Below are 25,581 nucleotides of genomic sequence, written 5' to 3' on the forward strand. Positions count from 1 at the left end.
GTGATATTCCTTTGAAATCAACGGAAGTTATCTTTCCACTTGCGCAGTGCAGCAAAAACATCCACGGGGGATTTTACTTGTGGATTTTGTGTTTGAGCGGCAGCAATGACGTCGTTATGCTCACAGCGTAAAAAGGGATTAATGGCTTTTTCTTGGCCAATTGTGGAGGGTAACGTTGATAAGTTTTGCTGGCGCAGTGCACGCACGTTTTGCATTCTTGCTATCAGTGTAGGGTTATTGGGCTCAACACTGAGGGCAAACTTAAGATTGCTTAAGGTATATTCGTGGGTACAGCAAACAAGGGTTGAATCAGGGTAGGCCGCTAGTTTTTGTAGGGAAGCGTGCATTTGTGCTGGGCTGCCTTCAAATATCCTGCCACAGCCGCCTGCAAAAAGTGTATCACCACAAAATAATGCGTCAGCCGCCAGATAGCTAAGATGATCTAAAGTGTGGCCAGGGGTGGCCAATACCTGAATGTGGGTATTAAGTAGCTGTAATGTTTCACCTTCTTTTACAGGGTTGGAAACATTTTTAATGCCGGCAGGTCCATATACGGGCATCTGGTAGTGTGACCAGAGCACAGGCAAGCCATCGATATGATCGTGATGGTGATGTGTAATCAATACCGCCGCCAGTTCTAGGCCATTTTCTTTAAGATATTGAATGAGGGGCAGTGCGTCGCCAGGGTCTACTGCGATGGCATGCGTGCCTTGTTGCAAAACCCAGATATAATTGTCTTCGAAAATTGGCACAGCGCTAATGCGGATCATAAAAGAATGCCCTTAAATGTTGATGCTCGATTGAACCACTTTGCAGATTGGCTCGCCACCCCATTAGGTCACTATTTAGCTAGTGCGGAGATGGATTGGTACGATCGCACCGTGACCGATATCTTTGGCTACAAAGCGGTGCAGCTAGAGTTGCCACAGCTCGATTGCTTGCGTGCTAATCGCATGGCATGGCATTTGTGTGCTGGGCAATCGCTAGGCGTGGATTTGCGCTGTATGGGCGAGGCTTTGCCGTTTGCTAGCCAAAGCCTAGATCTTTTGGTGCTGCCGCATGTGCTAGATTTTGCCGCGAATCCACAAGCGATGTTGAGTGAAGCCGAGCGAGTATTGATGCCTGAGGGGCGCTTATTGATTACAGGGTTTAATCCTTGGAGCCTCTGGGGGCTGCGTCGTTTACAAAATGGCTCGCACCCCGCCCCATGGCGTGGCAATTTTGTAGCTTTGCCTAGGCTAAAAGATTGGTTAGCAACCTTGGGCTTTGAAACAATGCAGGGGGAGTTTCTTTGCTATGGCTTACCGGTGCAGCGTGAAAAATGGCTATCGAGAAGCCGTTTTTTAGAAGATGCGGGGGATCGCTGGTGGCCCGCCGCTGGCGGAGTTTATTGCCTTGATATGGTAAAGCGTGTGCATGGTATGCGCTTGATTGGGCCTAAATGGCGCAATGTACCGGTGGTTGCGGGGGCTGTGACGGTTACAGGGGCAGATAAAATCATCGTGCTTGAAAAAGATCCTCAGCGCTAATTCATGGTTTTATTATGCATATTGGGCAAATCGCAGCGACGTGCGGCATCGCTCATATCTTGAAGAATTTTTTGTCCTTCAGCGCGATTTTTGATGGCGGTTTTAATTTCATGGCCACTGCCTAAGTTGCCGCCCCCAAAAGCCACTTTTATTTCCTCATCGCTGATATCAATGGTTTGTACCACGGTGAGATTGATAAATCGTTTGCCATCGCTGCCTGGTACAGGCCAAGGGCAAAAAGGCGCGGCGAGGGCCGCTTGGCTAAGTAATAGTGTTATAAGCAAAAAGCGTGGTTGCATCGTGTGTTTTCCAAATTAGGTAGCAATAAGGTGGCAGGCTTGCTGGAGCCACATATAACAAGCGTAGGTTTAATAGTGCGTTTTTCCAGGAAATAAGCATGAATAAAGTAGTGATTTACACCGATGGTGCGTGTAAAGGCAATCCCGGCCCCGGCGGCTGGGGGGCGTGGTTACAGTATGGCGATAAAGAAAAAGAGCTGTGCGGTGGCGAGCTAGACACCACCAATAATCGCATGGAATTGATGGGCGTGATCAAGGCGCTGGCGATTTTAAGCCGCCCTTGTGACGTGGTGATCTGGACCGATTCGCAATATGTAAAAAATGGGATCAGCACTTGGATTCACGGCTGGAAGAAAAACGGTTGGAAAACTGCGGCCAAGCAACCGGTTAAAAACGCTGATCTTTGGCGCGAGCTAGACACTGCTGCGGCACAGCATCAGATCGAATGGTGCTGGGTGAAAGGCCATGCTGGGCATGAAGGCAATGAGCGTGCCGATCAGCTGGCCAATAAAGGCGTGGAAGTTGCACTGGGGCGTGGCTAATGCGGCAAATTATTCTAGATACCGAAACCACCGGTTTACGTGTTGATGATGGTAATCGCATTTTGGAAATTGCTGCGGTTGAAATGATAGACCGGCGTTTATCCTCGCCAGATCGCCACTTTCATTGCTATATCAACCCAGGGCGCGACAGTGAAGAGGGCGCGCTGAATGTGCACGGCTTAACGACGGAGTTTTTATCGGATAAACCAAAGTTTGCACAAATTGCAGATGAATTCTTAGAATTTGTTGCCGGTGCCGAAGTCATTATCCATAACGCACCGTTTGACTTGGCCTTCTTAAATATGGAAATGGCCAAGCTTGGGCGGGGCAAGTTTCAAGACCACGTGGCCAATGTGATTGATACCTTGGCTATGGCTAAAGACCAGCGGCCAGGTAAGCGCAATAACTTGGACGCGTTGTGCGATTTCTTTGATATTGATCGCAGCAACCGTACCTTGCACGGGGCGCTGATCGATTGCGAACTATTATCAGAAGTCTATCTAGGCCTCACCCGCGGCCAAGATAGCTTGATGATCGATTTTGACCCTTATGCAGGGAACGATGCGGCTTTGGCATTTGCAAAAAGTAATCGCAAACCCTTGCGAATTGTGAGCGCTAGCGCTGCCGAGCTGGCCGAGCACGAGGCTTATTTGGTGGCTTTGGATAAAAGCGTGAAGGGCGAGTGCCTGTGGCGGCAGATGGAAAAAAGCGGCTTATGAAGATCGCTTTGCTTCCCGCTGCGGGCAGTGGCTCACGCATGGCATCGCTTACGCCTAAGCAATACCTTGATCTGGCAGGCAAACCGTTGATCTGGCACACCTTGGCAGCTTTGGCGAGAGTGAGTGAGTTAGATCGCATCGTGGTGGTGATCTCCGCTGAGGACGAATGGTGGGATGGCTTTGACTGGAGCGGGTTTAAGCAGCTTGAAGTACTACGCTGCGGCGGTGCCAGCCGCGCGCAATCGGTGCTGAATGGTTTGCTGGCCCTGCACGCTGCTGCGGATGATTGGGTGCTGGTGCACGATGCCGCCCGCCCCTGCGTAGATCCCGCCTTAGTCAGGCAAATGATTCAGGAGCTAGAACATCATCCGCTTGGGGGGATCTTGGCCTTGCCGGTGGCCGATACGCTTAAGCTGGCCGATAGCGCACAGCAGATTCAGCATACACATCCTAGGGATGGCCTATGGCAGGCACAAACGCCGCAGATGTTCAGAGTGCAGCAGCTAGCCAAGGCACTTGCCAGTGGCATGGGGCCGGATATTACCGATGAAGCCAGCGCCTTAGAAAAACTAGGTTTACAGCCCAAGCTCATCATGGGCAGCCCATGGAATTTGAAAGTCACTTACCCACAGGATTTACGCTTGGCTGAGCTAATTTTGGCGGCAGGTGATGACCAAGAGACAAAATAATGGCTTACGAACAACTCTTGTCTGATTACAAGCAGGCACTGGCGACTCAAGACTGGCATAAAGTGGCCCCGCTGATTCATCAGGATGCATGCTTTATTTTTAGTGAAGGTACTTATTTGGGTAAGGCTGCTATTGAAGCGGCCATCACTCGGACGTTTAACTTAATTAAAAGTGAGCACTATGCAATCAAAAACTTGGTCTGGGTCTGTGTGACAGATCTTTGTGCAACTTGCACTTACGAGTTTGATTGGTCTGGCCTGATTGATGGTGTGAGCGAGCAGGGTAGTGGGCGTGGCACAACGGTTGCTGTAAATAATGATGGGGTGTGGAGCATCGTTCACGAGCATCTGGGCCCATCGGCAGGCTAAAAATTCAATAAGTACTTTTTCATAAGTTTCCGCGAATGACTAAAATCAGCGCCGTCATTCCCGCGTAGGCGGGAATCCAGCGGAGCTACTGGATCCCCGACAAAAACGCTCGGGAATGACGCCTGTTTAAACCTGTTTAAAATTTATGAAAACTTGTTGTTAACGATTAAGAGAAAAAAATGAGAATAGGGCAAGGTTGGGACGTACATCGTCTGGTTGAAGGCCGTAAATTGATTTTGGGTGGGGTAGATATCCCTTTTGATAAGGGGTTACTTGGGCACTCTGATGCCGATGCCCTGCTGCATGCTATTACTGATGCGGTGTTGGGCGGGGCTGGCTTGGGTGATATTGGCCGGCATTTTCCTGATACCGCAATCGAATTTAAAGGCGCGGATAGCCGCGTTTTGCTGCGCGAGGCGGTGCGCCGCGTGCGGGAAGCGGGCTGGAAGGTGGGTAATGTGGATGCGTCAATCTTGATTCAGCAGCCTAAAATGGCACCGCATATTGCGGCCATGGTGGCCAATATCGCCGCCGATCTTGGTGTGGATGTGGCTGCCGTGAATGTAAAGGCCAAAACCTATGAGAAGCTTGGCCCTGTAGGTGCGTCTGAAGCAGTAGAAGCACAGGCAGTGTGCTTGCTACTAGCTGCGGATTAAGCGGTTTGAAGGGGTAGCTTTGCCCACGTTGTATCTCAGCGTGGGCGAAAAGCGAGCCACTATTGTTTGCTGTGAATTTTAATATTTAGTTAATTTGCATAAATAAGGTGATGCGCAAGCAATTCATCTGGGTGTTATAAAAACAAATCAATTTGATTTAATTTTATCGGTATTTATTTTACTTTTTTATGCTTTTATTTAGGCGTATCCTCAACGCGCTTATTTAAAATAAAGTATTCGCAATGATCGTTCATCCCCCCGTACATTGGTTCCGCCTGATATTAGCTTGGCGGGGTTCTATTTTGCCGGCTATTTTTCCTCGGCTAGTGTTAGTGCTCACTATTGCATTGAGTATTGTGATTTTTCATCGCTTTACTCAAGGTTTTGGTCTGCAATTATCGATTGGTGCTTTTAGCTTAATTGGGCTAGCACTGGCGATCTTTTTGGGCTTTAGAAATAGCTCAAGTTATGAGCGTTATTGGGAGGCACGTAAGCTATGGGGATCGCTATTAATTAATGCCCGCTCCTTGCAGCGCCAAGCAATGTCGATGACTCGTTTACGGGCAGATGACCCTAAACTTTATGAGTTCTCTCAATTATTACAAGCCTTTGCCTATGCGTTAAATCACCAATTACGCTGTACTGATCCGCGTGCCGATTTACATCGCTTATTACCCTATCCACTGGCTAAAGAGCTAAGCACTGCGCGTTTTATTCCTTCGATTATTTTAGTGAAATTGGCGCAATCTTTATCAATATGGTATCGATCTGGGGAAATAGACGTTATTTTATTTCAGGCAATGGATACTAATTTAAATAAGTTATCGGATATTCAAGGCGGCTGCGAGCGGATTATGACTACGCCTATTCCTTATGCCTATAGCGTATTGATTCACCGTACTATTTATACGTATTGCATACTATTGCCGCTAGGCTTAGTGGATAGCTGTGGCGTTCTTACGCCGTTAATTACAGTGTTTATTGCCTATACTTTTATGGCGCTAGAGCATATTGCAAGCTCTTTAGAATTGCCCTTTGGTTTCGAGCCAAATGATTTAGCACTCAATGCCATTTGCCGCACTATTGAGCGTAGTCTGTTAGAAATGCGAGGCGAAACGGTTTTACCGCCTGCTTTATTGCCGCAAAAAAATTATATTTTGGATTAAGCGTTTAAAACGCTCTGCCATCAAGCTGATGCATGCTGATGCCGCTGGCCTGCACGCATAAATAGCCACCCTTGCCTTGATACCAGTCGGGTAGCACCCAGCGTTGGCCTTGGGGCAGCATATGCTGTGCGGGGCGGTGGGTATGGCCGTGGATCAGTGTCTGGACGTGGTGCTGTTGCATTAAGCTGGCGACGGCAGCTGTATTTACATCCATCACATCGCTACGCTTCATTTGATTTGATTCTTTAGAGCGTGCGCGCAGCTTCTCAACCTGCGCTAAACGCCAACGTCGTGGTAGCGCCAGAAATAAGCTTTGTACCCATGGATGACGTACGATAAGGCGAAAGCGTTGGTAAGCTAGATCGTCGGTGCATAGCGCATCGCCATGCGCGATTAATACGTTTTGGCCGAATAGCTGCACTAAGCTTGGATCGTTAAGAATGGTTAGCCTAGCGGCATCAGCAAAGCGCTGCCCTGGTAAAAAATCTCGATTCCCTGCTAAGAAAAACACTGCAATTTTTTGCTCAGCTAATTGGGCAATCGCCGCCACAATCTCTGCATTAAAAGCCTCGTCTAAGCCATCATCGCCAATCCAAAATTCAAATAAATCCCCAAGAATATAGAGCGCACTGGCGTTGCGTGCAGGGCCTTGCAAAAAGGCATGGAAAGCAGCCGTCGTGGCTGGGTCGGCGGGGGAGAGGTGTAGATCAGAGATAAATAAAATGGGGGCGGACATAGGGGAGGGGCGATGTCATTGTAGGGTGGGCAAGGTTTGCCTGCCCACGCGGGCACAAGGCTGCATTAAATGTAGGGTGGGCAGGGCTGCCCACCCTACATTTCTATATTTTTAAGCTAAAACTTCAGCCTTGATAATCATCACATCTTCTTTAGGCACATCTTGGTGAAAGCCTTTGCTGCCCGTTTTAACGTTTTTGAGTTGATCAACCACTTCTTTACCTTCGATAACCTTGGCAAATACGCAGTAGCCGAAGCCTTGCGCTGTAGCGCTTTGGTAATTCAGAAAATCGTTATTAGCAACGTTGATAAAGAATTGCGAAGAAGCAGAATGTGGATCTGGAGTACGCGCCATTGCCAGTGTGTAAGCGTCGTTTTTGAGACCATTGGCAGCTTCGTTTTTGATTGGTGCACGGCCTTCTTTCTTTTCGTCCATGCCTGGGGCAAAACCGCCGCCCTGCACCATAAAACCATCAATAATGCGGTGGAAAATCGTACCGTCGTAATGGCCTTCTTCTACATATTGCAAGAAATTAGCTACGGTAAGCGGTGCTTTTTCTGCATTCAGTTCAACGATGATGTCGCCAAAAGTGGTGGTGAGTTTTACATTGCTCATGGTGTTTTTCCTTTTGAGTAATCATTCCTGACTAATTGGAATGATAAATAATTAAAATGGTTAAAATAAAGCCAAAATTACTGAAATAAGGGTAGCGAAAAAATTATTTGCCTGACTTTTTGCTAAGCTCGCGCGCAGATTGAATGGTAATGGTATTGACAGGCACATCGCCTGGCGCGGTTGGGCTAACGCTAATTTGATCAACTACAGGCAAGCCAGAAATTACTTTGCCAAATACGGTGTAGCCAAAGCCATCACGGCTTGGGTAATTTAAAAAATCGTTGTTCTTTGAATTAATAAAAAATTGTGCGGTGGCGGAATCAGGATTGGCGGTTCTGGCCATCGCAACAGTGCCTCGATCATTTTTCAAGCCTTTTTCAAAGGCGATTTTGGCTTCATTTGTAACCGGCGGACGCGTTGGCTTTTCGGCCATTTTGTCGTCCATGCCACCGCCTTGAATCATAAAGTCTTTAATCACACGGTGAAAAATAGTGCCGTCGTATTGCTTATCTTTAACGTATTGCAAAAAATTTGCCACGGTAAGCGGGGCTTTTTCTGGGTAAAGCTCAATTACGACCTTGCCTTTTGATGTGATCAATTCTACCTGTGGATTTGCGGCAAATGCGCTCAGGCTAGCTAAGACAAGGCTTGTTGCAATAATTAGACGTTTCATCGTGCATTCCTGCAAAAAGGATCAAGGTGAATTTCGCGGCAATTATAGCAGACCTTCACCTGCAGCAAGCCACGCTGGTATTTGCTTTGCTCGGTATCTAAGGCTTTTCTGGGGTAAAATCGTAATATTCCAAGGATAGTTGCCGCCATGTTGAAATTACCTTCAATCGATCAGTTTATTTCTGAGTTTGATACCGTGCTTAGAACCCTAGCCGCCTCCGCGCAGAGTGTGCGCCCACATCCTGATGCCAGCGTTGCCGAGCTGGAAATGACTGGCGCAGAAAAGCAGCATGCTGCGGGTTTGATGCGGGTCAATCATTGTGGCGAGGTGTGCGCTCAAGCACTTTATCAAGGCCAAGCGCTCACTGCGCGTAACCCCGCTACCCGTGATGCGCTGCGTGAAGCGGCGCACGAAGAAGTCGAGCATCTGGCTTGGACTGAGGCAAGGATTGCTGATTTGGGTAGCCATAAAAGCTTATTAAACCCTTTGTGGTATGCGGGTTCTCTTGCGATTGGGGTGACGGCAGGAGTGATTGGGGATAAGTGGAATCTGGGGTTTTTAGCCGAAACTGAGCGCCAAGTTGCAGAACACTTGCAATCGCATTTAAGCCAGCTACCAGAACAAGACGCAAAAAGCCGCGCGATTGTGGCGCAGATGCATATCGATGAAACGCATCATGCCGAAAAAGCCGAGCAGCTAGGTGCGGCGGCATTGCCGTTTCCAATCGCAAAAGCGATGCAACTCAGCTCAATTGTGATGACTTCACTTTCTTATCGGCTCTAAAATTTGCGCTAAATCAGAGCAAGTTCAAATAGGGCGTATGACGAGTAAATAGTTTACAGATTTGCTCCTAGGCTTACAGATATAACGCTGATTAACGATTCACGTTACTACGTTATTTGGGGCCATTTATGTCTGAAATGAATTCACCTGCACAAGTTGTTGATTATGTTGATCACGCTGCGTCAGAAAAAGCTGCGCTGCCTTTTGCCCGATTGCTGGTGATGGCCATTATGGGCGGAGTCTATATCGGGCTTGGCGGCCTGCTGGCCTTAGTGGTTGCTGGGGGCTCGCCTGAGTTACAAGCGAGCAATCCTGGGCTCGCTAAACTTTTATTTGGAACCGTTTTTCCATTGGGCTTTATTGCGGTGGTGCTAACAGGGGCTGATTTATTTACCTCCAATTGCGCCACCCAAGTGGTGTCGTTATGGCGTAAAAAAGTGAGCCCAAGCACGGTGGTGCGCGTCTGGTGTGTTTCTTATTTGGGCAACTTTATTGGTGCATGCTTTGCTGCATGGGCTTATACCAGCGCTACCGATCTATTTACACCCGATCAGCCATGGACTCAATACCTGCTGAGTATGGCGCACCACAAACTAGAAAACCCCTTTATGGTGAGTTTTATGCGTGGGGTTTTAGCTAATATTTTGGTTTGTATTGCAACGTGGCAAGGTTATTCGGCTAAAGATACTTTAGGCAGAATGGTGGGTATTTGGCTGCCGGTGATGGGTTTTGTTGCTTTAGGAATGGAGCACAGTATTGCCAATATGTTCTTCATTCCTGCAGCAATGTTGGCAGGTTTTGATGTGACTTGGAGCCACTTTTTCATGGTTAACTTAGTGCCCGTTACTTTGGGCAATTTAGTTGGCGGTGCCATTTTTGTTGGCTTGCCCTATGTGTGGCTTTATACCAAACCCGAAAAAAATACCGAACCTGAAAAAACACAGCCACTTACTAACAAAATAGAAGTAGGTAATTAACCAAAAAACGCGCCAATGGCGCGTTTTTTTATGCGGCTTCAATCACTTCAAAATCGTGTGTAATCAGCACACTTTTTGCCAGCATAATCGATGCGGAGCAATATTTTTCAGCAGAAAGTTTGATGGCTCTTTCTACTTGTTCTGGCTTTAAACCTTTGCCAGTAACGGTGTAATGCAAATGAATTTTAGTAAAAACTTTAGGCTCAGTTTCTGCGCGTTCTGCCTCTACGTCCACTACGCAGTCTCTAACGTCGGCACGGCTCTTCTTTAAAATATGGATCACATCGTAGGTGGAGCATCCTGCCGTGCCCATCAGCACCATTTCCATCGGCCTAGGGCCTAAATTGCGGCCGCCACCTGCTGGCGGGCCATCCATTAGCACCGAATGACCCGATTCAGACTGCGCTAAAAAACTCACTTCCTCTACCCATTTCACGCGTACTTTCATGTGCTTCTCCCTTTATTAACGGGGATTTTAACGCATGATTCGCATCATTTGCTGCATGCAAATTGCGACACTTAGTATTTTGCATCACAAAAATGTCTTGTCATGCTTTCTGTCTCACGCGATAATGGCCCTAACATCAGAGTGTTTTTTACTTTGTTGTTGTCTCCTCCATCCTCCATTTTGGTGGGATTTCACGCAATCCAATTGGGTTGCGTTTTTTTTAGACGAGGTCAATTTTGGAACATATTTTCAAAATGACACGTCACCAGATTTGACAAGTAAATGCGGATTCAGATAAAATCCGCGACTTTCTCAAAATCGTAACGTGGAAGAGCAGTCATGAAAACCTTTTCTGCCAAGCCGCACGAAGTTAAGCGCGAGTGGTTCGTTGTTGATGCTACCGATATGGTTCTCGGTCGTCTCGCGGCTGAAGTCGCTAAACGCCTGCGTGGCAAGCACAAAGCCGAGTACACCCCTCACGTAGACTGTGGTGACCACATCGTGGTGGTGAACGCAGACAAGATCCGCGTAACCGGCAACAAAGCAACAGATAAAATTTACTACCGCCACACTGGTCACCCAGGTGGTATTTACCAGCGCACCTTTTCCGAGATGCAAGAAAAATTCCCGGGTCGCGTGCTAGAAATGGCTGTTAAGGGCATGCTTCCAAAGGGTCCTCTCGGCTACGCTATGATCAAAAAGATGAAGGTTTATGCAGGTAGCGAACATCCGCATACCGCGCAACAGCCTAAAGCTTTTTCTATCTAAGCGTTAACGCGTTTTCTACTAAGGAATTTGTATCATGGTAGGTAAATACTATTACGGTACCGGCCGTCGCAAGAGCGCAGTTGCTCGTGTGTTCGTAGCCAAGGGTAGCGGCAATATCATAGTCAACGGCAAGCCGGTTGATTCTTACTTTCCTCGCGAAACTAGTCGCATGGTAGTACGCCAGCCTCTAGAACTGACCGCAAACCTCGAATCCTTCGACATTATGGTTAATGTTGTTGGTGGTGGTGAAACCGGCCAAGCCGGTGCGATCCGTCACGGTGTAACTCGTGCTCTGATTGAATTTGATGCAGCTCTTAAAGGCAGCCTCAAAGCAGCAGGTCTTGTTACTCGCGATGCTCGTGAAGTTGAACGTAAGAAAGTGGGTCTGCACGGCGCTCGTCGTCGCAAACAGTTCTCCAAGCGTTAATTCGCTGGTACTGCTTTCTACAAAAGCCACCCTCGGGTGGCTTTTGTGTTTTCTGCAGTTTAGAAAGTCTGTTGTAAAACAAATTCACTTACAAACTAGACGCGCTTACAGGTTCGGCTTTATATTCCCTTGTTATCGGGTAAATACAGCCTGTATTTGCCAAATCTAGCAAAAGAGACGACAAAACATGATTAAGGTGGGGATTGTTGGTGGTACGGGTTATACCGGCGTAGAGCTATTACGCTTGCTGGCCCGTCATTCAGGTGTGAAATTGCAAGCCGTGACTTCACGTAAAGAAGCCGGTATGAAAGTGGCCGAGATGTATCCAAGCCTGCGTGGCTGGGTTGATTTGGCCTTCTCTACGCCTGAAGAAGCCCGCCTTACTGAGTGTGATGTGGTGTTCTTTGCTACCCCTAATGGCATTGCCATGCAGCAAGCGCGTGAGCTGCTCGATGCTGGGGTTAAAGTCATTGATCTGGCGGCTGATTACCGTATTAAAGATCTTGCCGAATGGTCTAAATGGTATGGCATGCAGCACGCCTCGCCAGAGTTAATTGAAGAAGCAGTCTATGGACTACCAGAAATCAACCGTGCTGCCATCAAGGGTGCACGCTTAATCGCTAATCCAGGCTGCTATCCAACCGCCGTACAGCTTGGCTTTTTGCCGCTGATTGAGGCGGGTGTGATTGATACAACAAGCCTGATTGCCGATTGCAAGTCGGGCGTATCGGGTGCTGGGCGCAAAGCCGAAGTGGGTTCTTTATTTGCTGAGGCTGGGGACAATTTCAAAGCCTATGGCGTGGCGGGGCATCGGCATTTGCCAGAAATTCGCCAAGGTTTAGCACGTGCTGCAGGAGCTTCGGTAGGCTTAACTTTTGTTCCACATTTAACGCCGCTGATTCGTGGTATTCACGCTACGCTTTATGCAAAGCTCACTAAAGATGTTGATCTGCAAGCTTTGTTTGAGCAGCGTTATCAAAATGAAGCCTTTGTAGATGTGTTGTCTGCTGGCTCGCACCCAGAAACGCGCTCAGTACGTGGTGCAAATACCTGCCGGATCGCGGTACATCGCCCGCAAGGGGGCGACACTGTGGTGGTCTTGTCCGCAATCGATAACCTTGTGAAAGGTGCTGCAGGCCAAGCCGTGCAGAATATGAATATCTTGTTCGATCTACCTGAAGGCATGGGTCTCGACATCGTTCCATTATTGCCTTAAGTGCCAATCAAACGCTTTTATCGCTTACAACGTGCGCGGCTCACTGCTGCGCCTTTGTCGCTACAGCCGGTGATAGGTTGGCGTGGCCGCTTACTACGCATGCTTTTCATGCTCTGTATGAGCATTTCGTTGTTGGGCTTGGGAGGCTATTTAGGCTTTCAATATGCCTTGAATCGTAATGCGCTGAGTGCTGCCGAAAAAATACAGCGCCTAGCCAGCCAATCTGAGCAACTGGGTGCAGTGCAGGCCAAACAGCAGTTGCTTGAGCAGCAAATAAAAGTAGGACAAGGCGAGCGCGATGGCTTGCTGCAGGCTTTGACTGCGGCACAGGGCGAGTTGGCGAGCAAGCAAGAAACTCTAGCTTTTTTTGAATCGCTATTGCAAAGCAATGATCGTAGCCGAGCGGTTAGCTTTAGCGCCTGCGAGTTGCAATCTGTTGGGGCAGGGCGTTGGCGCTATCGACTCTTACTGGTGCAGGGGCTGGATCGAAATACTGAGTTTGTTGGCCGCATGCAAGCGAGTGTGCAATATCAAGAGCACGGCAAACGCCAGAGTCAGCAGATCGAGCCTTTAACTGTAAAATTTAGCCATTACCTGCGACAAGAAGGCGAGCTGACCCTGCCTGTTGGGGCGGTGCCGCAGCTATTTGAAGCGCGTGTATTTACCGAGAGCAATAAGCAGGCGATTGCCAGCTGCCAAAAGAAAGGAGGATGACCGTGTTTAAAAATAAAAAAGGTTCGACCAAAATTGATAGTCTGATCGGCCAAGGCACAACGGTGACGGGCGATATTAGTTTTATTGGTGGTTTAAGAATTGACGGCACGGTGCTTGGCCGTGTTTCAGCGAGTGACGCTAAAAATGGCACTTTGGTCGTCAGTGAAAAAGCACGTATTGAAGGAAGCGTACAGTGCTCCCATCTCATCCATAATGGCGAAATTATCGGCCCGATAGAAGTCACTCAGTACGTTGAATTACAAGCTAAGGCCCGCATTATTGGTGATTTAAGTTATAAAACATTAGAAATGCACGCTGGTGCAATGATCGAGGGTAAATTGCTGCATCTAAGCAATGGCCAGCGTGAAGAAGTTGATCCAGCAAGCGTGGCTACGCTGAAAGATTGACCGTTACCACTAGCCAAGATTGACCGCTGTAGCTTGCACGGTAGATAATACCTTATCCTTTTAGTCAACTATTTTTTGGAGTGTCCCATGAACACTGTGACCGACATGCCAATCCCCTTTGTTTTCACTGATTCTGCTGCGGAAAAAGTGCGCGATCTGATTATCGAAGAAGGCAATCCGGATCTTAAACTTCGTGTATTTGTAACCGGCGGCGGCTGTTCTGGCTTCCAGTATGGTTTTACTTTTGACGAAATCACCAATGAAGACGACACCCCTGTCGAAAAAAATGGCGTCACTCTCTTGGTTGATCCAATGAGCTATCAATACTTGGTAGGCGCTGAGATTGATTACGTGGAAAGCCTTGAAGGCTCGCAGTTCACCATTAAAAACCCGAATGCATCAACTACATGTGGCTGTGGTTCTTCATTCTCGGTTTAAACCGCTTTGTGGTGGTGCAAAAAAGGAAGCTTGCTTCCTTTTTTTTCGTCTGTAGCCTGCTGATTTAAGTTATGTAATATTGGGACTGGTGTAGTTCCGTACTCCTGACTGATAATGAGCTTACTCAACACTGGGATCAGGGCATGTTTGAATCTGCGCAGTTAGGCCATAAAGTAGAGAAAGCCGTTTATAAAGAGCAAGAACCTTTATTGCGCGAAGCGTTGCTCGCTGTGCAATATCAATTGAAAGAGCAGGCTAATTTCCCCGTGGTGATTTTGTTGGGTGGCGTGCCCACTGCGGGTAAGGCAGAAACGGCTAATTTATTACTAGAATGGCTAGACCCACGGCTGATTGAAAGTCATGCCTTTGGGATAAAAAGCGATGAAGAGCTGGCAAGGCCAGCCATGTGGCGCTTTTGGCGTGCACTGCCGCCCAAAGGCAAAATTGCCCTGATGTTTGGTGGCTGGTATGCGGGGCCAATGTGGGATTATTTGCAAGGTGCTTATGCAGATCGCTTTGAGCATGAGGTAGAGCGCATTGCCCGCTTTGAAAAAATGCTTGCCGATGAAGGTGTTCTGCTCCTGAAATTCTGGCTGCATCTGCCTAAAGATGAGCTTAAAAAACGGATTAAAAAACTAGAAGCCGATGATCGCACCGCTTGGCGCGTCACCGAGCAAGATAAGCAGTTTTTAAAGCATTACGATCAGATTATGGAAGCGCAGTTGGCGATGGTGATGCGCTCCAATTTAGCCGATGCGTCGTGGCGAGTAATTGAAGGCACCGATGCAAACTATCGCTCTCTAACGGTGGGTAAGCAAATTGAAGAAGCAATCAAACACCATTTAGCACGAGATACGCCAAAACAAAAGCGTGTTGAAGCAGCGCCACTCTTGCCTTCAATCGATGGGTTGCGATTACTTGATAAGTTAGAATTGGGCAGTAATCTAAGCAAGGCTGAATACAGCAAAAAATTAGAGGATTTACAAGGGCGCTTAAATTTATTAACACGGCATCCTAAATTTAAGCAAATGTCGGTCACTCTTGTGTTTGAAGGTATGGATGCTGCGGGCAAAGGGGGCAGTATTCGGCGCATCACTGCCGCCTTAGATGCAAGGCAGTATCGGGTGATTCCGATTGCCGCCCCTACCGAGGAAGAACGCGCTCAGCCCTATTTGTGGCGCTTTTGGCGGCATGTTCCTCAGCATGGTCGCATGACTATCTTTGATCGCTCATGGTATGGCCGTGTGTTGGTGGAGCGGGTGGAGGGCTTTGCCCCACCGGCCGATTGGATGCGTGCGTATAACGAAATTAACGATTTCGAAGCCGAGCTAGATGCTGCGAACAGCATTGTGCTGAAATTCTGGTTGGCCATTAGTAAAGAAGAGCAATTGAAGCGCTTTGAAGAGCGTGAAAAAATTGAATTTAAACGCTTTAAAATCACCGATGAAGATTGGCGTAATCGTGATAAATGGGATGAATATATCGTGGCAGCAAGCGATATGATTGATCGCACCAATACCTTAAGTGCACCTTGGCATATGATTGGGGCCAATAATAAATATCAAGCTCGGATCAGTATTTTAGAAAAACTCTGTGAGGCTTTGGAGTCTCGTTTACAACGCAAGGATAAAAAACTATGACTTTGAGTATCGATGCAAAAGCATGCGCACAACTATTTACCGAAGCACGCACCCACAATGCTTGGCAAGATCAGCCGGTGAGTGATGAATTATTGCAGCAGTTATATGATTTACTAAAATGGGCGCCTACTTCAGCCAATGCGGCTCCTGCACGGTTTATTTTTGTTAAATCGCCTGAGGCAAAAGCTAAATTAAAGCCAAGCTTGAGCGAAGGCAATATTGAAAAAACTATGTTGGCCCCTGTTACCGTTATCGTTGCGCATGATTTAGAGTTTTATGAGCAACTTCCCGCGTTATTTCCGCAAGCGGATGCCAAAAGCTGGTTTGCTGGCAATGAAGCGGCAATTAATAGTACGGTGCAAAGAAATGGCAGTTTGCAAGGTGCTTATTTAATTATGGCTGCGCGTGCATTAGGTTTAGACTGCGGCCCAATGTCAGGCTTTGATCAAGCCAAAGTGGATGAAGCATTTTTTGCCGGCAGCCAGTGGCGGGCTAATTTCTTAATTAATTTAGGCTATGGCGATAAGGCTCAGCTTTACCCTAGAAATCCACGTTTAGATTTTGCACAAGCTTGCCGAATTGAGTAATGCTAAAAGGCTAGCTATATCGTGAGTGATCACGGTTTTAATTGTTTTGATAATTATGTAATTAAAGCATTAGGAAAATAATGGCGGAATGGGGTGTTTGGAAGGCGTTGGAGCAGGCTCGGCAAAAAAAGCGCGAGCTTGATCCGCTATTTGCTCGGGCAGGAATTGCGCCAGAGCTGGAAACGAATGCAAATCGTATTTGTTTGGATTTAAAGCGCTCTCCTCCTACTCCGCCCTTATTAACCGGTGATAAAACGCGTGATGCTGAAGCAATGGGCATGTATTACGACGGCTATGCCCGCCAATACGAAGAAGCTTTTTATAAGGCAGAAAACCTCTTACGTTTTGCTTGGGTGCCAGAGGCTGCGCCAATTGCTGCCGCTATTACCGAGGAAATCGCACGTTTACGCGATCAACTAAAAAACGAGCAGGGTAAGACGCCTGATTTCTCCATGATGGAAAAACTGCTGTTTCATTATGTTCGCCTAGATCACCCCGAATTAGCGTTAGCGCCTGATTTATTGTCTAACCGCCGTCGTGAATTGACCGACGTGGCCGGTTACCCTTTGCTGGTCGAGCATTCACATGCTGAATCGCAAAATGATAGTGTGCCACCCTTGCTAAGTGAAGCTTTTCGAGTGCAGCTAAGCGAGCATATGCAGCGCTATCTTGCGTCCCCTTGGCTGCATTGCCCGTTGATTTCTCAGTGGTATGTCATGCTGGCATTGGATACGGGGCTGGCACGTAAAAAACATGATGCATTAGATGATCAACTGACTGCCTCTTTACTTAAGCGCCGTTGGCCTTCTTTGTCTAACTGGCTACCAAATTTTGAATTTGCAGATCAGTGCTGGTATGTGGGCTTGTCTCTGTTGGCCTTGATTAGTTTATTTATGGAGTGGTGGTGGGTAGCCGCGCCCTTAGTGATTTGGCTACATTTGTCGCGCGGGGCGCATCAGCGTGAAAGAAAAGAAGTAGAAGACCGGCGCGCTTTTTATCTGGGCCAGGCACAGCAGCTTAAAAGAACGCGTGATCGTTTTGCTGTTGGGCAAGTTTCCTTAGAAAAACTCGCTTTTCAATTGCGGCATTGGGATGAAAAAGGCGAGTATTTTGAGCCTCAGCTGTTCGATTTATTAGCCTTACATCAGCATCAATGATGATCATGCTGACATTCTTATAGAACGATCGTACAATAACGGCACAGATTCCTCTTGGATTATGCCGTGTACGCCCAGCGCAAGATTATCCATATTGATTGCGATTGCTTTTACGCTGCGGTAGAAATGCGTGATCAGCCCGCTTTGCGCGATGTGCCGCTGGCTATTGGTGGGGCTGCCGATCGGCGCGGTGTGATTGCAACGTGTAACTATCCGGCGCGTAAGTTTGGCGTGCATTCGGCGATGTCCACTTATCGGGCGCAGCAAGCCTGCCCAAATCTAGTGCTGCTTCCTCCTGATTTCCCTCGTTACCGCGCCGCATCGCAGGCCATGCGAAGCATCTTTGCAGACTACACCGATAGAATCGAGCCTTTATCTTTAGATGAAGCCTATTTAGACGTAACGGGCCTATCGAACTGCCAAGGTAGCGCTTCTAGAATGGCGCTGGAGATTCGTGAGCGTATTGCTGCTGAAGTAGGCATTACCGCCAGTGCAGGGATTGCACCCAATAAACTGCTGGCTAAGATTGCCAGTGATTGGCACAAGCCCAACGGCCAGTTTGTGATTCGCCCACAGGATATTGATGTTTTTATACTGAGCCTGCCGCTGAAAAAACTATGGGGCGTTGGCAAGGTAACGGCTGCTCGGTTAGCAAGGCAGGGCGCGCACTGCTGTGCTGATCTACAGGCTTGGCCACTAGAGCGATTATTGCGTGAGTTTGGCAAGTTTGGCAGCCAGTTATTTGAGCAATGCCGAGGCGTTGATCTGCGCCCAGTTGCTGCGGATGAGCGGCGTAAATCACTTTCTGTAGAAAACACGTTTAATCATGATCTGCCTGATTTAGCCGCCTGTTACCAAGCTTTGCCGGCTTTAGTGAGCGATTGGCAGCAGCGTATGCAACGCGCCAGTGGCGATCGCCAGCATAAGGCCTTTGTAAAAATAAAATTTAATGATTTTAGCCAAACCACGGTTGAGTGCGTTTGCCCACATCCTTCGATCGAAACATTTGGGCTGTTATTGGCAGAGGGCTTTGAGCGGGGTAAAAAACCAGTGCGCCTACTTGGGGTGGGGGCAAGGTTTGAGGAGGCAAGGGTGCAGCCAGAGCAGCTTTGTCTGTGGCCTTAGCTGTGGGTAGCGGATTTTAAAAAGGTAAAGGCCGTGCAGAACATTGTTTTTCTGCACGGCCTTTTGTATGGTTCTGGGGGTATTACCTGCCTAGCGTCGCCAGTGCTTTTTGTTTTTCTAGCATTTTTTGTTTGATGTCAGAAATAGAAGCTAGCGCGGCTTTTTCGCCTTCTAAAATGGCCACGTTTTTCTGATCGAAGTCCGCAGGGCCAATTTTTCCGACTTTAGGGCGTAGGATCACGTCAGCGCGGATCATTTCTTGCTCGCCTAATTTCTGCCCCATAATCATCACGGCCTGATTGACGATGCCAAGCATATTGCTGGGCGTGTTTTTACCGTTGGCTTTGGATGAAATATCCACAGCAATAATAAAATCTGCTCCAAGTTCTTTAGCGGCATCAACCGGTACGGGGCTAATGACACCGCCATCTACATAGCGCCGCCCGCTTATCATTACTGGCTCAAATACGCCTGGAATGCTGGATGATGCACGCACGGCTTGCCCCGTGTTACCACGTGCAAAAGAAATGCGTGTGCCGGTATCTAGCTCCGTAGCGACCGCTGCAAAGGGTTTGTTGAGCTTATCTAGGGGGCGGTTATCGACTAATTTATTGACGTAATCTTGTAGCTTTTGCCCTTTTACTAAACCGCCAGAAAGTAGGCTGATATCGCGGATTTGTGATTCATCCAGACCAAAAGCGCGCTCTTGAAGAGTAAAGCCATCCATGCCTGATGCATAAAGGGCGCCAACCACGCTACCCGCGCTGGTGCCTGAAACCACGTCGGGCACAATGCCGTTGGCTTCTAGCATTTTAATGACACCAATATGGGCAAAGCCTTTGGCGGCTCCTCCGCCAAGCGCTAGGCCAATTTTAAGTTTGGGTAAGGGTTTCGGGGCAGGGGGAGGGTTGGTCGTGCAAGCTGCCAAAAAGCTGAGTGTGATCAGGCTGCTTAGTAACTTCTTCATACAACTTTCTCCAGGGCGATAACGTAGGCAGTTTGCCCGTCGCAGCGCCACTTCACATCATATTGATAAAGCCTTACACCATAGATACGCTCTGCATCATCGGCATAGGCTGGGCGTGGGTCTTGTTTCAAAACATCTTCAATGAGTGCGCGCAGCTCCGGTTTTAAGCGGGCTTCGGCTTCAGGGCTGAACACCACCGCCAGCTCTGGCGGCGGGCTATTCGCAAAGCCGCCACGCGCAGTGGGAATACTTTCTGCATAAGGGATATAGGGCTTGATGTCTAAGATGGGCGTGCCATCGACTAAATCAATCCCTTTAAATGTCAGGGTAACGCCAGAATCAGTGTCAATTTTAATCAGCTCAACTAAAGATAAGCCAATTGGATTGGGGCGAAACGGTGATCGGCTGGCAAACACGCCGATCCGCGTATTGCCTCCTAGCCGTGGTGGGCGAACCGTTGGTTTCCAATCGTTGGCGCTTTGGTGAAACACAAAAGTAAGCCATACGTGCGAAAACGCTTCTAAGCCGCGTACTGCTTCGGCTCGGTTATAAGGGGAAAGTAGCTTAAGTACCCCTAGCGCATGGGGAGCTAGGCTGGGTTGGCGTGGAATGCCAAATTTATCTGCAAAGGGCGTCGCTAGATGGCCGATGGGCTGAAAGGTAAAACCACTCACGCAGGCGTTCCGGGTAGTTAAAAAAAAGCGGGGCCAAAGCCCCGCTAGATTATATGCGAATTAACTTCTGACTCTACAGATTATGTACCCAGATTACGCCGATCATGACTGGTGCAACCACGGCACAAATACCACGGAAAGCGGGGATCCAGCGTCCGCCGCCATTGCTCAGCAATTCACTGTGAATACGTGGCCAGATGGTCCAGCCAGCAAAGATGGCAACCAAGATACCGCCCGCAGGCATCATGATATTAGACGTTGCGTAATCCATTAGATCAAAGGCCGTTTTACCAAATAGTTTGGCTTCTGCCATCGGGCCAAATGATAGGGCTGCTGGAATGCTGGCGATAAAAACTGCAACGGTGGTGATATAGGCCGCACGGCGGCGTTCCCAGCCAAACTCATCAATAAAGTAGCTAACGATAGGCTCAACAATGGATACCGATGAAGTAAGCGCGGCAAATAACAGCAGTAAGAAGAAGGCAATCGCCCATGCTTGGCCAAATGGCATTTGCGCAAAAATAGCGGGCATGGTGATAAAAGTCAGCCCCGGGCCAGCAGCAGGATCAACTCCAAATGCAAATACCGCTGGCAAGACCATAAAGCCTGCCAGTACGCTGGCTAAGGTGGCTAAGATAGAAATCCATAGCGTTGCGCCAGCCAGATTGGTGTCTTTATCCACATAAGAGCCATAGGAAATAATAATCCCCATGCCCAGTGATAGGGAAAAGAACGCCAGCCCAAGTGCATCAACCACCATGGCAGAAGTCAGCTTGCTAAAGTCTGGGGTAATAAAGTAGCGAACACCTTCCCATGCACCAGGCAAGGTAAGCGAGCGGGCAATCAGTACCAGCATGAGGATAAACAGCGCTGGCATCAGCACCTTGCTCATGCGCTCAATGCCTTTTTGTACCCCACCTAATACAACGGCAACGGTCACCCCTAAAAACAGTGCCGTATAAAAGAGCGAGCTGGCAGGGTCGGCAATAAATTTGCTGAAGGCTGCGCCCAACTCTGTGGTGTTATGCCCAAGTGCTTCACCGGTAATGGACTTACCAATGTAAGCAATCACCCAGCCACCAACCACGCTGTAGTAAGCCATTACAATAAAAATACACAGCACGGATAAGCGCCCGGCCCACGGCCATAAGCCGCCTTTTAAATCACGAAATGCAGTGGTGGCAGAGCGGTTGGCTGCGCGGCCAATCACCATTTCTGCTAGCAGGAGGGCAATACCAACGGTGAATACGCAGGCTAAGTAGGCGAGCAGAAATACGCCGCCGCCATTTTTACCTGCTACATAGGGAAACTTCCAGATGGCACCAAGGCCAACGGCAGAGCCGGAGGCGGCCAGAATAAAGCCGAGGCGTGAACCCCAATTTGCACGAGACATAGATCATTTTCCGAAATGGGTGCTGCTGAAAAAAAGGACATATAAATACCCCGTCATTTTTTTGAAAGACAGATTTCGAAAAGATTGCATCAATAAGCGGGTTTGCTGAAGGGCTATCTTTATAAATCAATAAAGGCTTTTGGCTTTTGATGATTTAGATTGGGTAAGCTTGCATTTAACCTGACTCGTTATTTTTTATCTTCATTGAATAGTTACTTGACTTGGTTTTTGCTGCTTAGGAATCATTTTTAAATATGTCATATCAATAGCCGCTACCCAGATGTAGCTAAAGTCAGTACAGCAGAATGCAAAGACATAAAAATAGCGCTTTTGACTTGCCAAGGCAGAAACAAGACGCGACACTAGCCGCTCTTTTGTGAGGTAGCCATGTCTTTTTATTTCCGTCCCGATAATGTTCCTGAGCTCGATGGTTTAAGCCGCTGGGAGCAGCGTGTTTTGTTACGCGGTACATTTTTAAAAGAACGCGCGATGTCTACGCTGGTTTTATTAGTGTTAGTCATCGCAAGCGTGCAATTTATGATTAATCCACTTTTGGCGTCGGTCTGGCCCAATTTTCAAAGCAATAGCGTCGCTTATGGTGGCGTGCTGGTGGTATGGCTGCTACTGCTGATGTGGTTGCGCGATGTGGTGATGATGAATGTGCTACGCCCGAAAATTGCCATTAAACGAGCTGAGAAAACCAATGTGGCGACTACTGAGTCTGCTTAGTCTTAGTTCTGTCTGCACGGTGCAAGCCGCCACCATTGCCGTGGATGTCGGCCATTATCTGGCCGCACCCGGCGCAACAAGTGCTTATGGTGAGAGCGAATTCAGCTATAACCTAGCGCTGGCCCGTCGTGTGCAAAGTACACTGCAGGCAGCTGGGCATCAGGTCAATTTAATTAATGCCGATGGGCAGATGCGTGAATTACGCGCACGTGTGCAAGCGGCGGCAGGGGCAGATTTGCTGATCTCTATTCATCATGACTCTGTGCAGCCACAATATTTGCAGCTATGGGAGGTGGCGGGTAAAAACCAGCGTTATGCCGATCAGTTCAGTGGATATTCTTTATTTGTGCATTCGCAGGCTGCCCAGTTTGGCCGCTCGCTGAGTTGTGCACAGGCAATGTCGCAATCTTTGCAGGCTAAGGGCTTTAAGCCGACCGATCACCATGCTCCCAGTGTAGCTGGAGAAAATCGTGTTCAGCTTGATCCGCAGCTTGGCATTTATGATGCTGATTTTGTGGTGATTCGTCAGGGGAAAACACCTGCTATTTTGTTTGAAGCGGGTGTAATTGTGAATCGCGCAGAAGCGCTTGCGCTGCAAGAGCCTGCTACCCAAGCTCAGATGGCTGAAGCCATTTTGAATGGTCTTTCCTGCCTGAAGTAACTAATTTACGAAATGTGTATGCAAGGTTGGCACATAAGTAGGTCTATCGTCTAAAATCCCCTCTTTGTTTTTAAATGAACTCGGTTGCCGCCATGCGCACGTCACAACTTTATTTCTCGACTCTAAAAGAAGCGCCTTCCGAGGCTGAGCTAATCTCGCACAAGCTGATGCTGCGAGCAGGTTTAATCAAGCGCCTTGGTTCTGGCCTCTATACATGGATGCCGCTGGGTTTACGCGTACTGCGTAAAGTTGAAGCCGTGATCCGCGATGAAATGAATAAAGCGGGCGCGCAAGAGTTGCTAATGCCTGCGGTGCAGCCCGCTGAGCTGTGGCAAGAAACCGGCCGCTGGGATGTGTTTGGCCCACAAATGCTGAAAATCACCGATCGTCATGAGCGTCAGTTCTGTTTTGGCCCAACTCACGAAGAAGTCATTACCGACATCGCACGTTCAGAATTGCGCAGCTATAAGCAGCTGCCTGTTAGCTTCTACCAAGTACAAACTAAATTTCGTGATGAAATTCGCCCGCGTTTTGGCGTGATGCGTGCACGTGAATTCACCATGAAAGATGCTTATTCTTTCCATGCCACTTATGAGTCGCTGCAAGAAACTTATGGCGTGATGTATCAGAGCTACTCAAAAATCTTTACGCGCCTAGGCTTGAAGTTCCGTGCCGTGGCGGCAGATACCGGCGCAATTGGCGGCTCGGGTAGTCATGAGTTTCATGTACTGGCCGATGCTGGTGAAGATTTACTCGCCTATTGTCCAGATTCTGATTACGCCGCGAATACCGAGCTAGCCGAAGCATTTGCACCTGCGGCCCCTCGTGCGGCGGCGCTTGAAGCAATGCGTGATGTAGATACCCCAAAGCAAACCTCGTGTGAAGCGGTTGCGGTGCTGCTTAATATCAGTATCGAGCGCACGGTAAAGTTGCTGGCGCTAATGACAACCGCCAATGAGCTAGTGATTGCCTTATTGCGCGGAGATCACAGCTTAAATGAAGTGAAGCTAGGCAAGGTCGAAGGCATGACTGATTTCCGCTTTGCTACAGACGAAGAAATCCGTGCGGCATTTAACTGCCCACCAGGCTTCCTAGGGCCTGTTGGCATCCCTGCCGGTATGCGTGTAATCAGTGATCGTACCGTTGCGGCGATGAGCGATTTTATTTGTGGCGCTAACAAGCCTAAATTTCACTTAGCTGGCGTTAACTTTGGCCGTGATTTGCCAGAGCCAAATATCGTTGCTGATATTCGTAATGTCGTGAATGGCGATGCTAGCCCAGATGGCAAAGGCATCTTAGAAATCTGTCGTGGTATCGAAGTGGGTCACATCTTCCAACTGCGCACCACTTATGCAGAAAAAATGAAGTGCCAGTTTACCGATGCTGATGGTTCTTTAAAGGTCATGGAAATGGGCTGCTACGGTATTGGCGTATCGCGCATCGTGGCGGCGGCTATCGAACAAAACCATGACGAGCGCGGGATTAAATACCCGGCAGCCATTGCCCCATTTACTGTAGCAATCGTGCCTATGGGCTATCACCGCTCAGAAACCATTAAAGCAGCGGCCGATGCGCTGTATGCAGAATTTGTTGCAGCGGGCATTGATGTGTTGCTGGATGATAGAAATGAGCGCCCAGGCTCGATGTTTGCCGATATGGAATTAATCGGTATTCCGCATCGCATTACTATTGGCGAAAAAGGCTTGGTAGAAGGTATGGTTGAATATATCGCCCGCGCCGGTGGCGACATGGAAAAAATCGCCTTAGCTGATGTAGTTCGTGTGCTTAGCGAAAAGTAAGTTGGTCATGACGTAAAGAAAAGGCGCTGTATATATACAGCGCCTTTTCTTCGCATTGCAAATACACAGCTGCCGATGTAAACCATTAACTTGTTATGCGGCTGGGGGTGAGTTTCCAGTGTTTTGGCCTGTTTCTGTGTGGTGCTGTCCTTTTTTGCGCTGGTACAAAGAGCGTTGGTTTATGGTTGTTGTTGGTTTTGCTTCGAAATAAAAAATTAGCTATCTTTTTAAATCAACTACTTAGCGCATTGCTACGGTTTTGTTGCGCGGTAGTGGTTGACCTGGTCAGTGATGCCCCGTATATTTCGGCCTCTCGCTGCAGCACACACAGCCACACAGTGATGTCACAGCGAGACGATCTTTAACAAAATACAGTCGATGAGTGTGAGTGCTTGGTTCGGAAGCGAAACAAGTGCTTACATTAGTAAGGCGCATTCAGCAATGGATGTGCCGAATAAAGTAAGCCAGTAAGTACTAGCTTAGAGATTAAACTAAAGAGTTTGATCCTGGCTCAGATTGAACGCTGGCGGCATGCTTTACACATGCAAGTCGAACGGTAACAGGGTGCTTGCACCGCTGACGAGTGGCGAACGGGTGAGTAATATATCGGAACGTACCTAGTAATGGGGGATAACTATCCGAAAGGATAGCTAATACCGCATACGCCCTGAGGGGGAAA

32 protein-coding genes and 1 rRNA gene (1 of these 33 cut by a window edge) are annotated in these 25,581 nt (G+C 48.3%); 23 read left to right on the forward strand and 10 right to left on the reverse strand.

All coding sequences use genetic code 11. From position 1 onward, the window contains the following. Positions 1–17: 17 nt before the first annotated feature. Positions 18–770 (reverse strand): hydroxyacylglutathione hydrolase, encoded by a 753-nt coding sequence (gene gloB / locus R6242_RS10005; RefSeq protein ID WP_318426332.1) that lies wholly within the window; start codon positions 768–770, stop codon positions 18–20. 6 nt (positions 771–776) lie between these two features. Between gloB and R6242_RS10010 the strand changes: the two genes are divergently transcribed. After that, the gene (locus R6242_RS10010) at positions 777–1,529 is read left to right on the forward strand and encodes a class I SAM-dependent methyltransferase (RefSeq protein WP_318426334.1); all 753 of its coding nucleotides are present in this window, start codon (positions 777–779) and stop codon (positions 1,527–1,529) included. On the opposite strand, the gene R6242_RS10015 is transcribed toward R6242_RS10010, so the two are convergent. After that, the gene (locus R6242_RS10015; protein WP_318426336.1) at positions 1,526–1,828 is read right to left on the reverse strand and encodes a hypothetical protein; all 303 of its coding nucleotides are present in this window, start codon (positions 1,826–1,828) and stop codon (positions 1,526–1,528) included. The genes R6242_RS10010 and R6242_RS10015 overlap by 4 nt on opposite strands. Positions 1,829–1,926: 98 nt before the next feature. Between R6242_RS10015 and rnhA the strand changes: the two genes are divergently transcribed. The 6 genes from rnhA to R6242_RS10045 all read left to right on the forward strand — a co-directional run bounded on the left by rnhA (position 1,927) and on the right by R6242_RS10045 (position 5,968). Further along, positions 1,927–2,370, forward strand: coding sequence for a ribonuclease HI (gene rnhA / locus R6242_RS10020; RefSeq protein ID WP_293932811.1), 444 nt, complete (start codon positions 1,927–1,929; stop codon positions 2,368–2,370). Continuing rightward, complete coding sequence (gene dnaQ / locus R6242_RS10025) at positions 2,370–3,089, forward strand: DNA polymerase III subunit epsilon (RefSeq protein WP_318426339.1); 720 nt, start codon at positions 2,370–2,372, stop codon at positions 3,087–3,089. Before rnhA ends, dnaQ begins: the two co-directional genes overlap by 1 nt. Next, entirely contained in the window at positions 3,086–3,778 is a 693-nt protein-coding gene (gene ispD / locus R6242_RS10030) for a 2-C-methyl-D-erythritol 4-phosphate cytidylyltransferase (protein ID WP_318426340.1), read from the forward strand. Before dnaQ ends, ispD begins: the two co-directional genes overlap by 4 nt. After that, positions 3,778–4,146 carry a YybH family protein gene (locus R6242_RS10035; RefSeq protein WP_318426342.1) on the forward strand — a complete coding sequence of 123 codons (369 nt, stop codon included), beginning with the start codon at positions 3,778–3,780 and terminating at the stop codon, positions 4,144–4,146. The genes ispD and R6242_RS10035 overlap by 1 nt, the downstream gene beginning before the upstream one ends. Positions 4,147–4,325: 179 nt before the next feature. Continuing rightward, positions 4,326–4,802, forward strand: a complete 477-nt coding sequence (ispF, locus tag R6242_RS10040; RefSeq protein WP_293932807.1) for a 2-C-methyl-D-erythritol 2,4-cyclodiphosphate synthase — start codon at positions 4,326–4,328, stop codon at positions 4,800–4,802. Between the two features lie 242 nt (positions 4,803–5,044). Beyond that, positions 5,045–5,968 carry a bestrophin family protein gene (locus tag R6242_RS10045; protein ID WP_318426344.1) on the forward strand — a complete coding sequence of 308 codons (924 nt, stop codon included), beginning with the start codon at positions 5,045–5,047 and terminating at the stop codon, positions 5,966–5,968. 4 nt (positions 5,969–5,972) lie between these two features. Here the strand turns inward: R6242_RS10045 and R6242_RS10050 are convergent, their stop codons facing one another. The 3 genes from R6242_RS10050 to R6242_RS10060 all read right to left on the reverse strand — a co-directional run bounded on the left by R6242_RS10050 (position 5,973) and on the right by R6242_RS10060 (position 7,992). Next, positions 5,973–6,704, reverse strand: a complete 732-nt coding sequence (locus R6242_RS10050) for a UDP-2,3-diacylglucosamine diphosphatase (RefSeq protein ID WP_318426346.1) — start codon at positions 6,702–6,704, stop codon at positions 5,973–5,975. Positions 6,705–6,815: 111 nt separating this feature from the next. Beyond that, positions 6,816–7,319 (reverse strand): peptidylprolyl isomerase, encoded by a 504-nt coding sequence (locus tag R6242_RS10055; protein ID WP_293932804.1) that lies wholly within the window; start codon positions 7,317–7,319, stop codon positions 6,816–6,818. A 103-nt stretch (positions 7,320–7,422) separates the two neighbouring features. Beyond that, on the reverse strand, positions 7,423–7,992 hold the full coding sequence (locus tag R6242_RS10060; protein ID WP_293932803.1) for a peptidylprolyl isomerase: 570 nt from the start codon (positions 7,990–7,992) through the stop codon (positions 7,423–7,425). 147 nt (positions 7,993–8,139) lie between these two features. Here R6242_RS10060 and coq7 point away from each other — a divergent pair, with 147 nt between their 5' ends. Next, positions 8,140–8,775 (forward strand): 2-polyprenyl-3-methyl-6-methoxy-1,4-benzoquinone monooxygenase, encoded by a 636-nt coding sequence (gene coq7, locus R6242_RS10065; RefSeq protein ID WP_318426349.1) that lies wholly within the window; start codon positions 8,140–8,142, stop codon positions 8,773–8,775. A 128-nt stretch (positions 8,776–8,903) separates the two neighbouring features. After that, positions 8,904–9,752 (forward strand): formate/nitrite transporter family protein, encoded by an 849-nt coding sequence (locus R6242_RS10070; protein ID WP_293932801.1) that lies wholly within the window; start codon positions 8,904–8,906, stop codon positions 9,750–9,752. 28 nt (positions 9,753–9,780) lie between these two features. On the opposite strand, the gene R6242_RS10075 is transcribed toward R6242_RS10070, so the two are convergent. Then, the gene (locus R6242_RS10075; protein ID WP_318426350.1) at positions 9,781–10,200 is read right to left on the reverse strand and encodes an OsmC family protein; all 420 of its coding nucleotides are present in this window, start codon (positions 10,198–10,200) and stop codon (positions 9,781–9,783) included. Positions 10,201–10,539: 339 nt separating this feature from the next. Here R6242_RS10075 and rplM point away from each other — a divergent pair, with 339 nt between their 5' ends. From rplM to dinB, 10 genes are all read left to right on the forward strand, one after another. Then, positions 10,540–10,968, forward strand: a complete 429-nt coding sequence (gene rplM, locus R6242_RS10080) for a 50S ribosomal protein L13 (RefSeq protein ID WP_046352175.1) — start codon at positions 10,540–10,542, stop codon at positions 10,966–10,968. Between the two features lie 34 nt (positions 10,969–11,002). Continuing rightward, positions 11,003–11,395, forward strand: a complete 393-nt coding sequence (rpsI, locus tag R6242_RS10085) for a 30S ribosomal protein S9 (protein ID WP_046352176.1) — start codon at positions 11,003–11,005, stop codon at positions 11,393–11,395. 187 nt (positions 11,396–11,582) lie between these two features. Continuing rightward, positions 11,583–12,611 (forward strand): N-acetyl-gamma-glutamyl-phosphate reductase, encoded by a 1,029-nt coding sequence (gene argC, locus R6242_RS10090; RefSeq protein ID WP_318426353.1) that lies wholly within the window; start codon positions 11,583–11,585, stop codon positions 12,609–12,611. Between the two features lie 117 nt (positions 12,612–12,728). After that, positions 12,729–13,325, forward strand: a complete 597-nt coding sequence (locus R6242_RS10095) for a DUF6776 family protein (RefSeq protein ID WP_318426355.1) — start codon at positions 12,729–12,731, stop codon at positions 13,323–13,325. Positions 13,326–13,327: 2 nt separating this feature from the next. Further along, complete coding sequence (locus R6242_RS10100; RefSeq protein WP_293933447.1) at positions 13,328–13,732, forward strand: bactofilin family protein; 405 nt, start codon at positions 13,328–13,330, stop codon at positions 13,730–13,732. 87 nt (positions 13,733–13,819) lie between these two features. Beyond that, a complete protein-coding gene (gene erpA, locus R6242_RS10105) occupies positions 13,820–14,170 on the forward strand; it encodes an iron-sulfur cluster insertion protein ErpA (RefSeq protein ID WP_046352180.1) in 351 nt (116 codons plus the stop codon). Between the two features lie 143 nt (positions 14,171–14,313). After that, positions 14,314–15,810: a polyphosphate:AMP phosphotransferase gene (pap, locus tag R6242_RS10110; RefSeq protein ID WP_318426359.1), complete on the forward strand. Its 1,497-nt coding sequence runs from the start codon at positions 14,314–14,316 to the stop codon at positions 15,808–15,810. Beyond that, entirely contained in the window at positions 15,807–16,397 is a 591-nt protein-coding gene (locus R6242_RS10115) for a malonic semialdehyde reductase (protein WP_318426361.1), read from the forward strand. Before pap ends, R6242_RS10115 begins: the two co-directional genes overlap by 4 nt. 80 nt (positions 16,398–16,477) lie before the next feature. Beyond that, positions 16,478–17,554: a hypothetical protein gene (locus tag R6242_RS10120; protein ID WP_293933456.1), complete on the forward strand. Its 1,077-nt coding sequence runs from the start codon at positions 16,478–16,480 to the stop codon at positions 17,552–17,554. Positions 17,555–17,608: 54 nt separating this feature from the next. Continuing rightward, the gene (gene dinB / locus R6242_RS10125) at positions 17,609–18,679 is read left to right on the forward strand and encodes a DNA polymerase IV (protein ID WP_318426364.1); all 1,071 of its coding nucleotides are present in this window, start codon (positions 17,609–17,611) and stop codon (positions 18,677–18,679) included. A gap of 82 nt (positions 18,680–18,761) precedes the next feature. On the opposite strand, the gene R6242_RS10130 is transcribed toward dinB, so the two are convergent. The 4 genes from R6242_RS10130 to R6242_RS10145 all read right to left on the reverse strand — a co-directional run bounded on the left by R6242_RS10130 (position 18,762) and on the right by R6242_RS10145 (position 22,076). Then, a complete protein-coding gene (locus R6242_RS10130) occupies positions 18,762–19,646 on the reverse strand; it encodes a patatin-like phospholipase family protein (protein ID WP_318426365.1) in 885 nt (294 codons plus the stop codon). Then, the gene (gene tsaA, locus R6242_RS10135; protein ID WP_318426366.1) at positions 19,643–20,320 is read right to left on the reverse strand and encodes a tRNA (N6-threonylcarbamoyladenosine(37)-N6)-methyltransferase TrmO; all 678 of its coding nucleotides are present in this window, start codon (positions 20,318–20,320) and stop codon (positions 19,643–19,645) included. Before tsaA ends, R6242_RS10130 begins: the two co-directional genes overlap by 4 nt. Positions 20,321–20,393: 73 nt before the next feature. Next, the gene (locus R6242_RS10140; protein WP_318426367.1) at positions 20,394–21,713 is read right to left on the reverse strand and encodes a sodium-dependent transporter; all 1,320 of its coding nucleotides are present in this window, start codon (positions 21,711–21,713) and stop codon (positions 20,394–20,396) included. A gap of 201 nt (positions 21,714–21,914) precedes the next feature. Next, a complete protein-coding gene (locus tag R6242_RS10145; protein ID WP_318426368.1) occupies positions 21,915–22,076 on the reverse strand; it encodes a hypothetical protein in 162 nt (53 codons plus the stop codon). 24 nt (positions 22,077–22,100) lie between these two features. On the opposite strand from R6242_RS10145, the gene R6242_RS10150 reads away from it, so the two are divergent. The 4 genes from R6242_RS10150 to R6242_RS10165 all read left to right on the forward strand — a co-directional run. Continuing rightward, complete coding sequence (locus R6242_RS10150; RefSeq protein WP_293933470.1) at positions 22,101–22,442, forward strand: hypothetical protein; 342 nt, start codon at positions 22,101–22,103, stop codon at positions 22,440–22,442. Next, the gene (locus tag R6242_RS10155; RefSeq protein WP_318426370.1) at positions 22,417–23,103 is read left to right on the forward strand and encodes an N-acetylmuramoyl-L-alanine amidase; all 687 of its coding nucleotides are present in this window, start codon (positions 22,417–22,419) and stop codon (positions 23,101–23,103) included. The genes R6242_RS10150 and R6242_RS10155 overlap by 26 nt, the downstream gene beginning before the upstream one ends. Before the next feature lie 92 nt (positions 23,104–23,195). Further along, positions 23,196–24,902, forward strand: a complete 1,707-nt coding sequence (locus R6242_RS10160; RefSeq protein WP_318426372.1) for a proline--tRNA ligase — start codon at positions 23,196–23,198, stop codon at positions 24,900–24,902. Positions 24,903–25,390: 488 nt separating this feature from the next. After that, positions 25,391–25,581: ribosomal RNA gene (locus tag R6242_RS10165) — 16S ribosomal RNA — on the forward strand (its annotated part continues 627 nt past the right edge of the window); the annotation flags it as partial.

Source organism: Iodobacter sp. CM08 (genome assembly GCF_033446605.1).
Lineage (GTDB): Bacteria > Pseudomonadota > Gammaproteobacteria > Burkholderiales > Chitinibacteraceae > Iodobacter.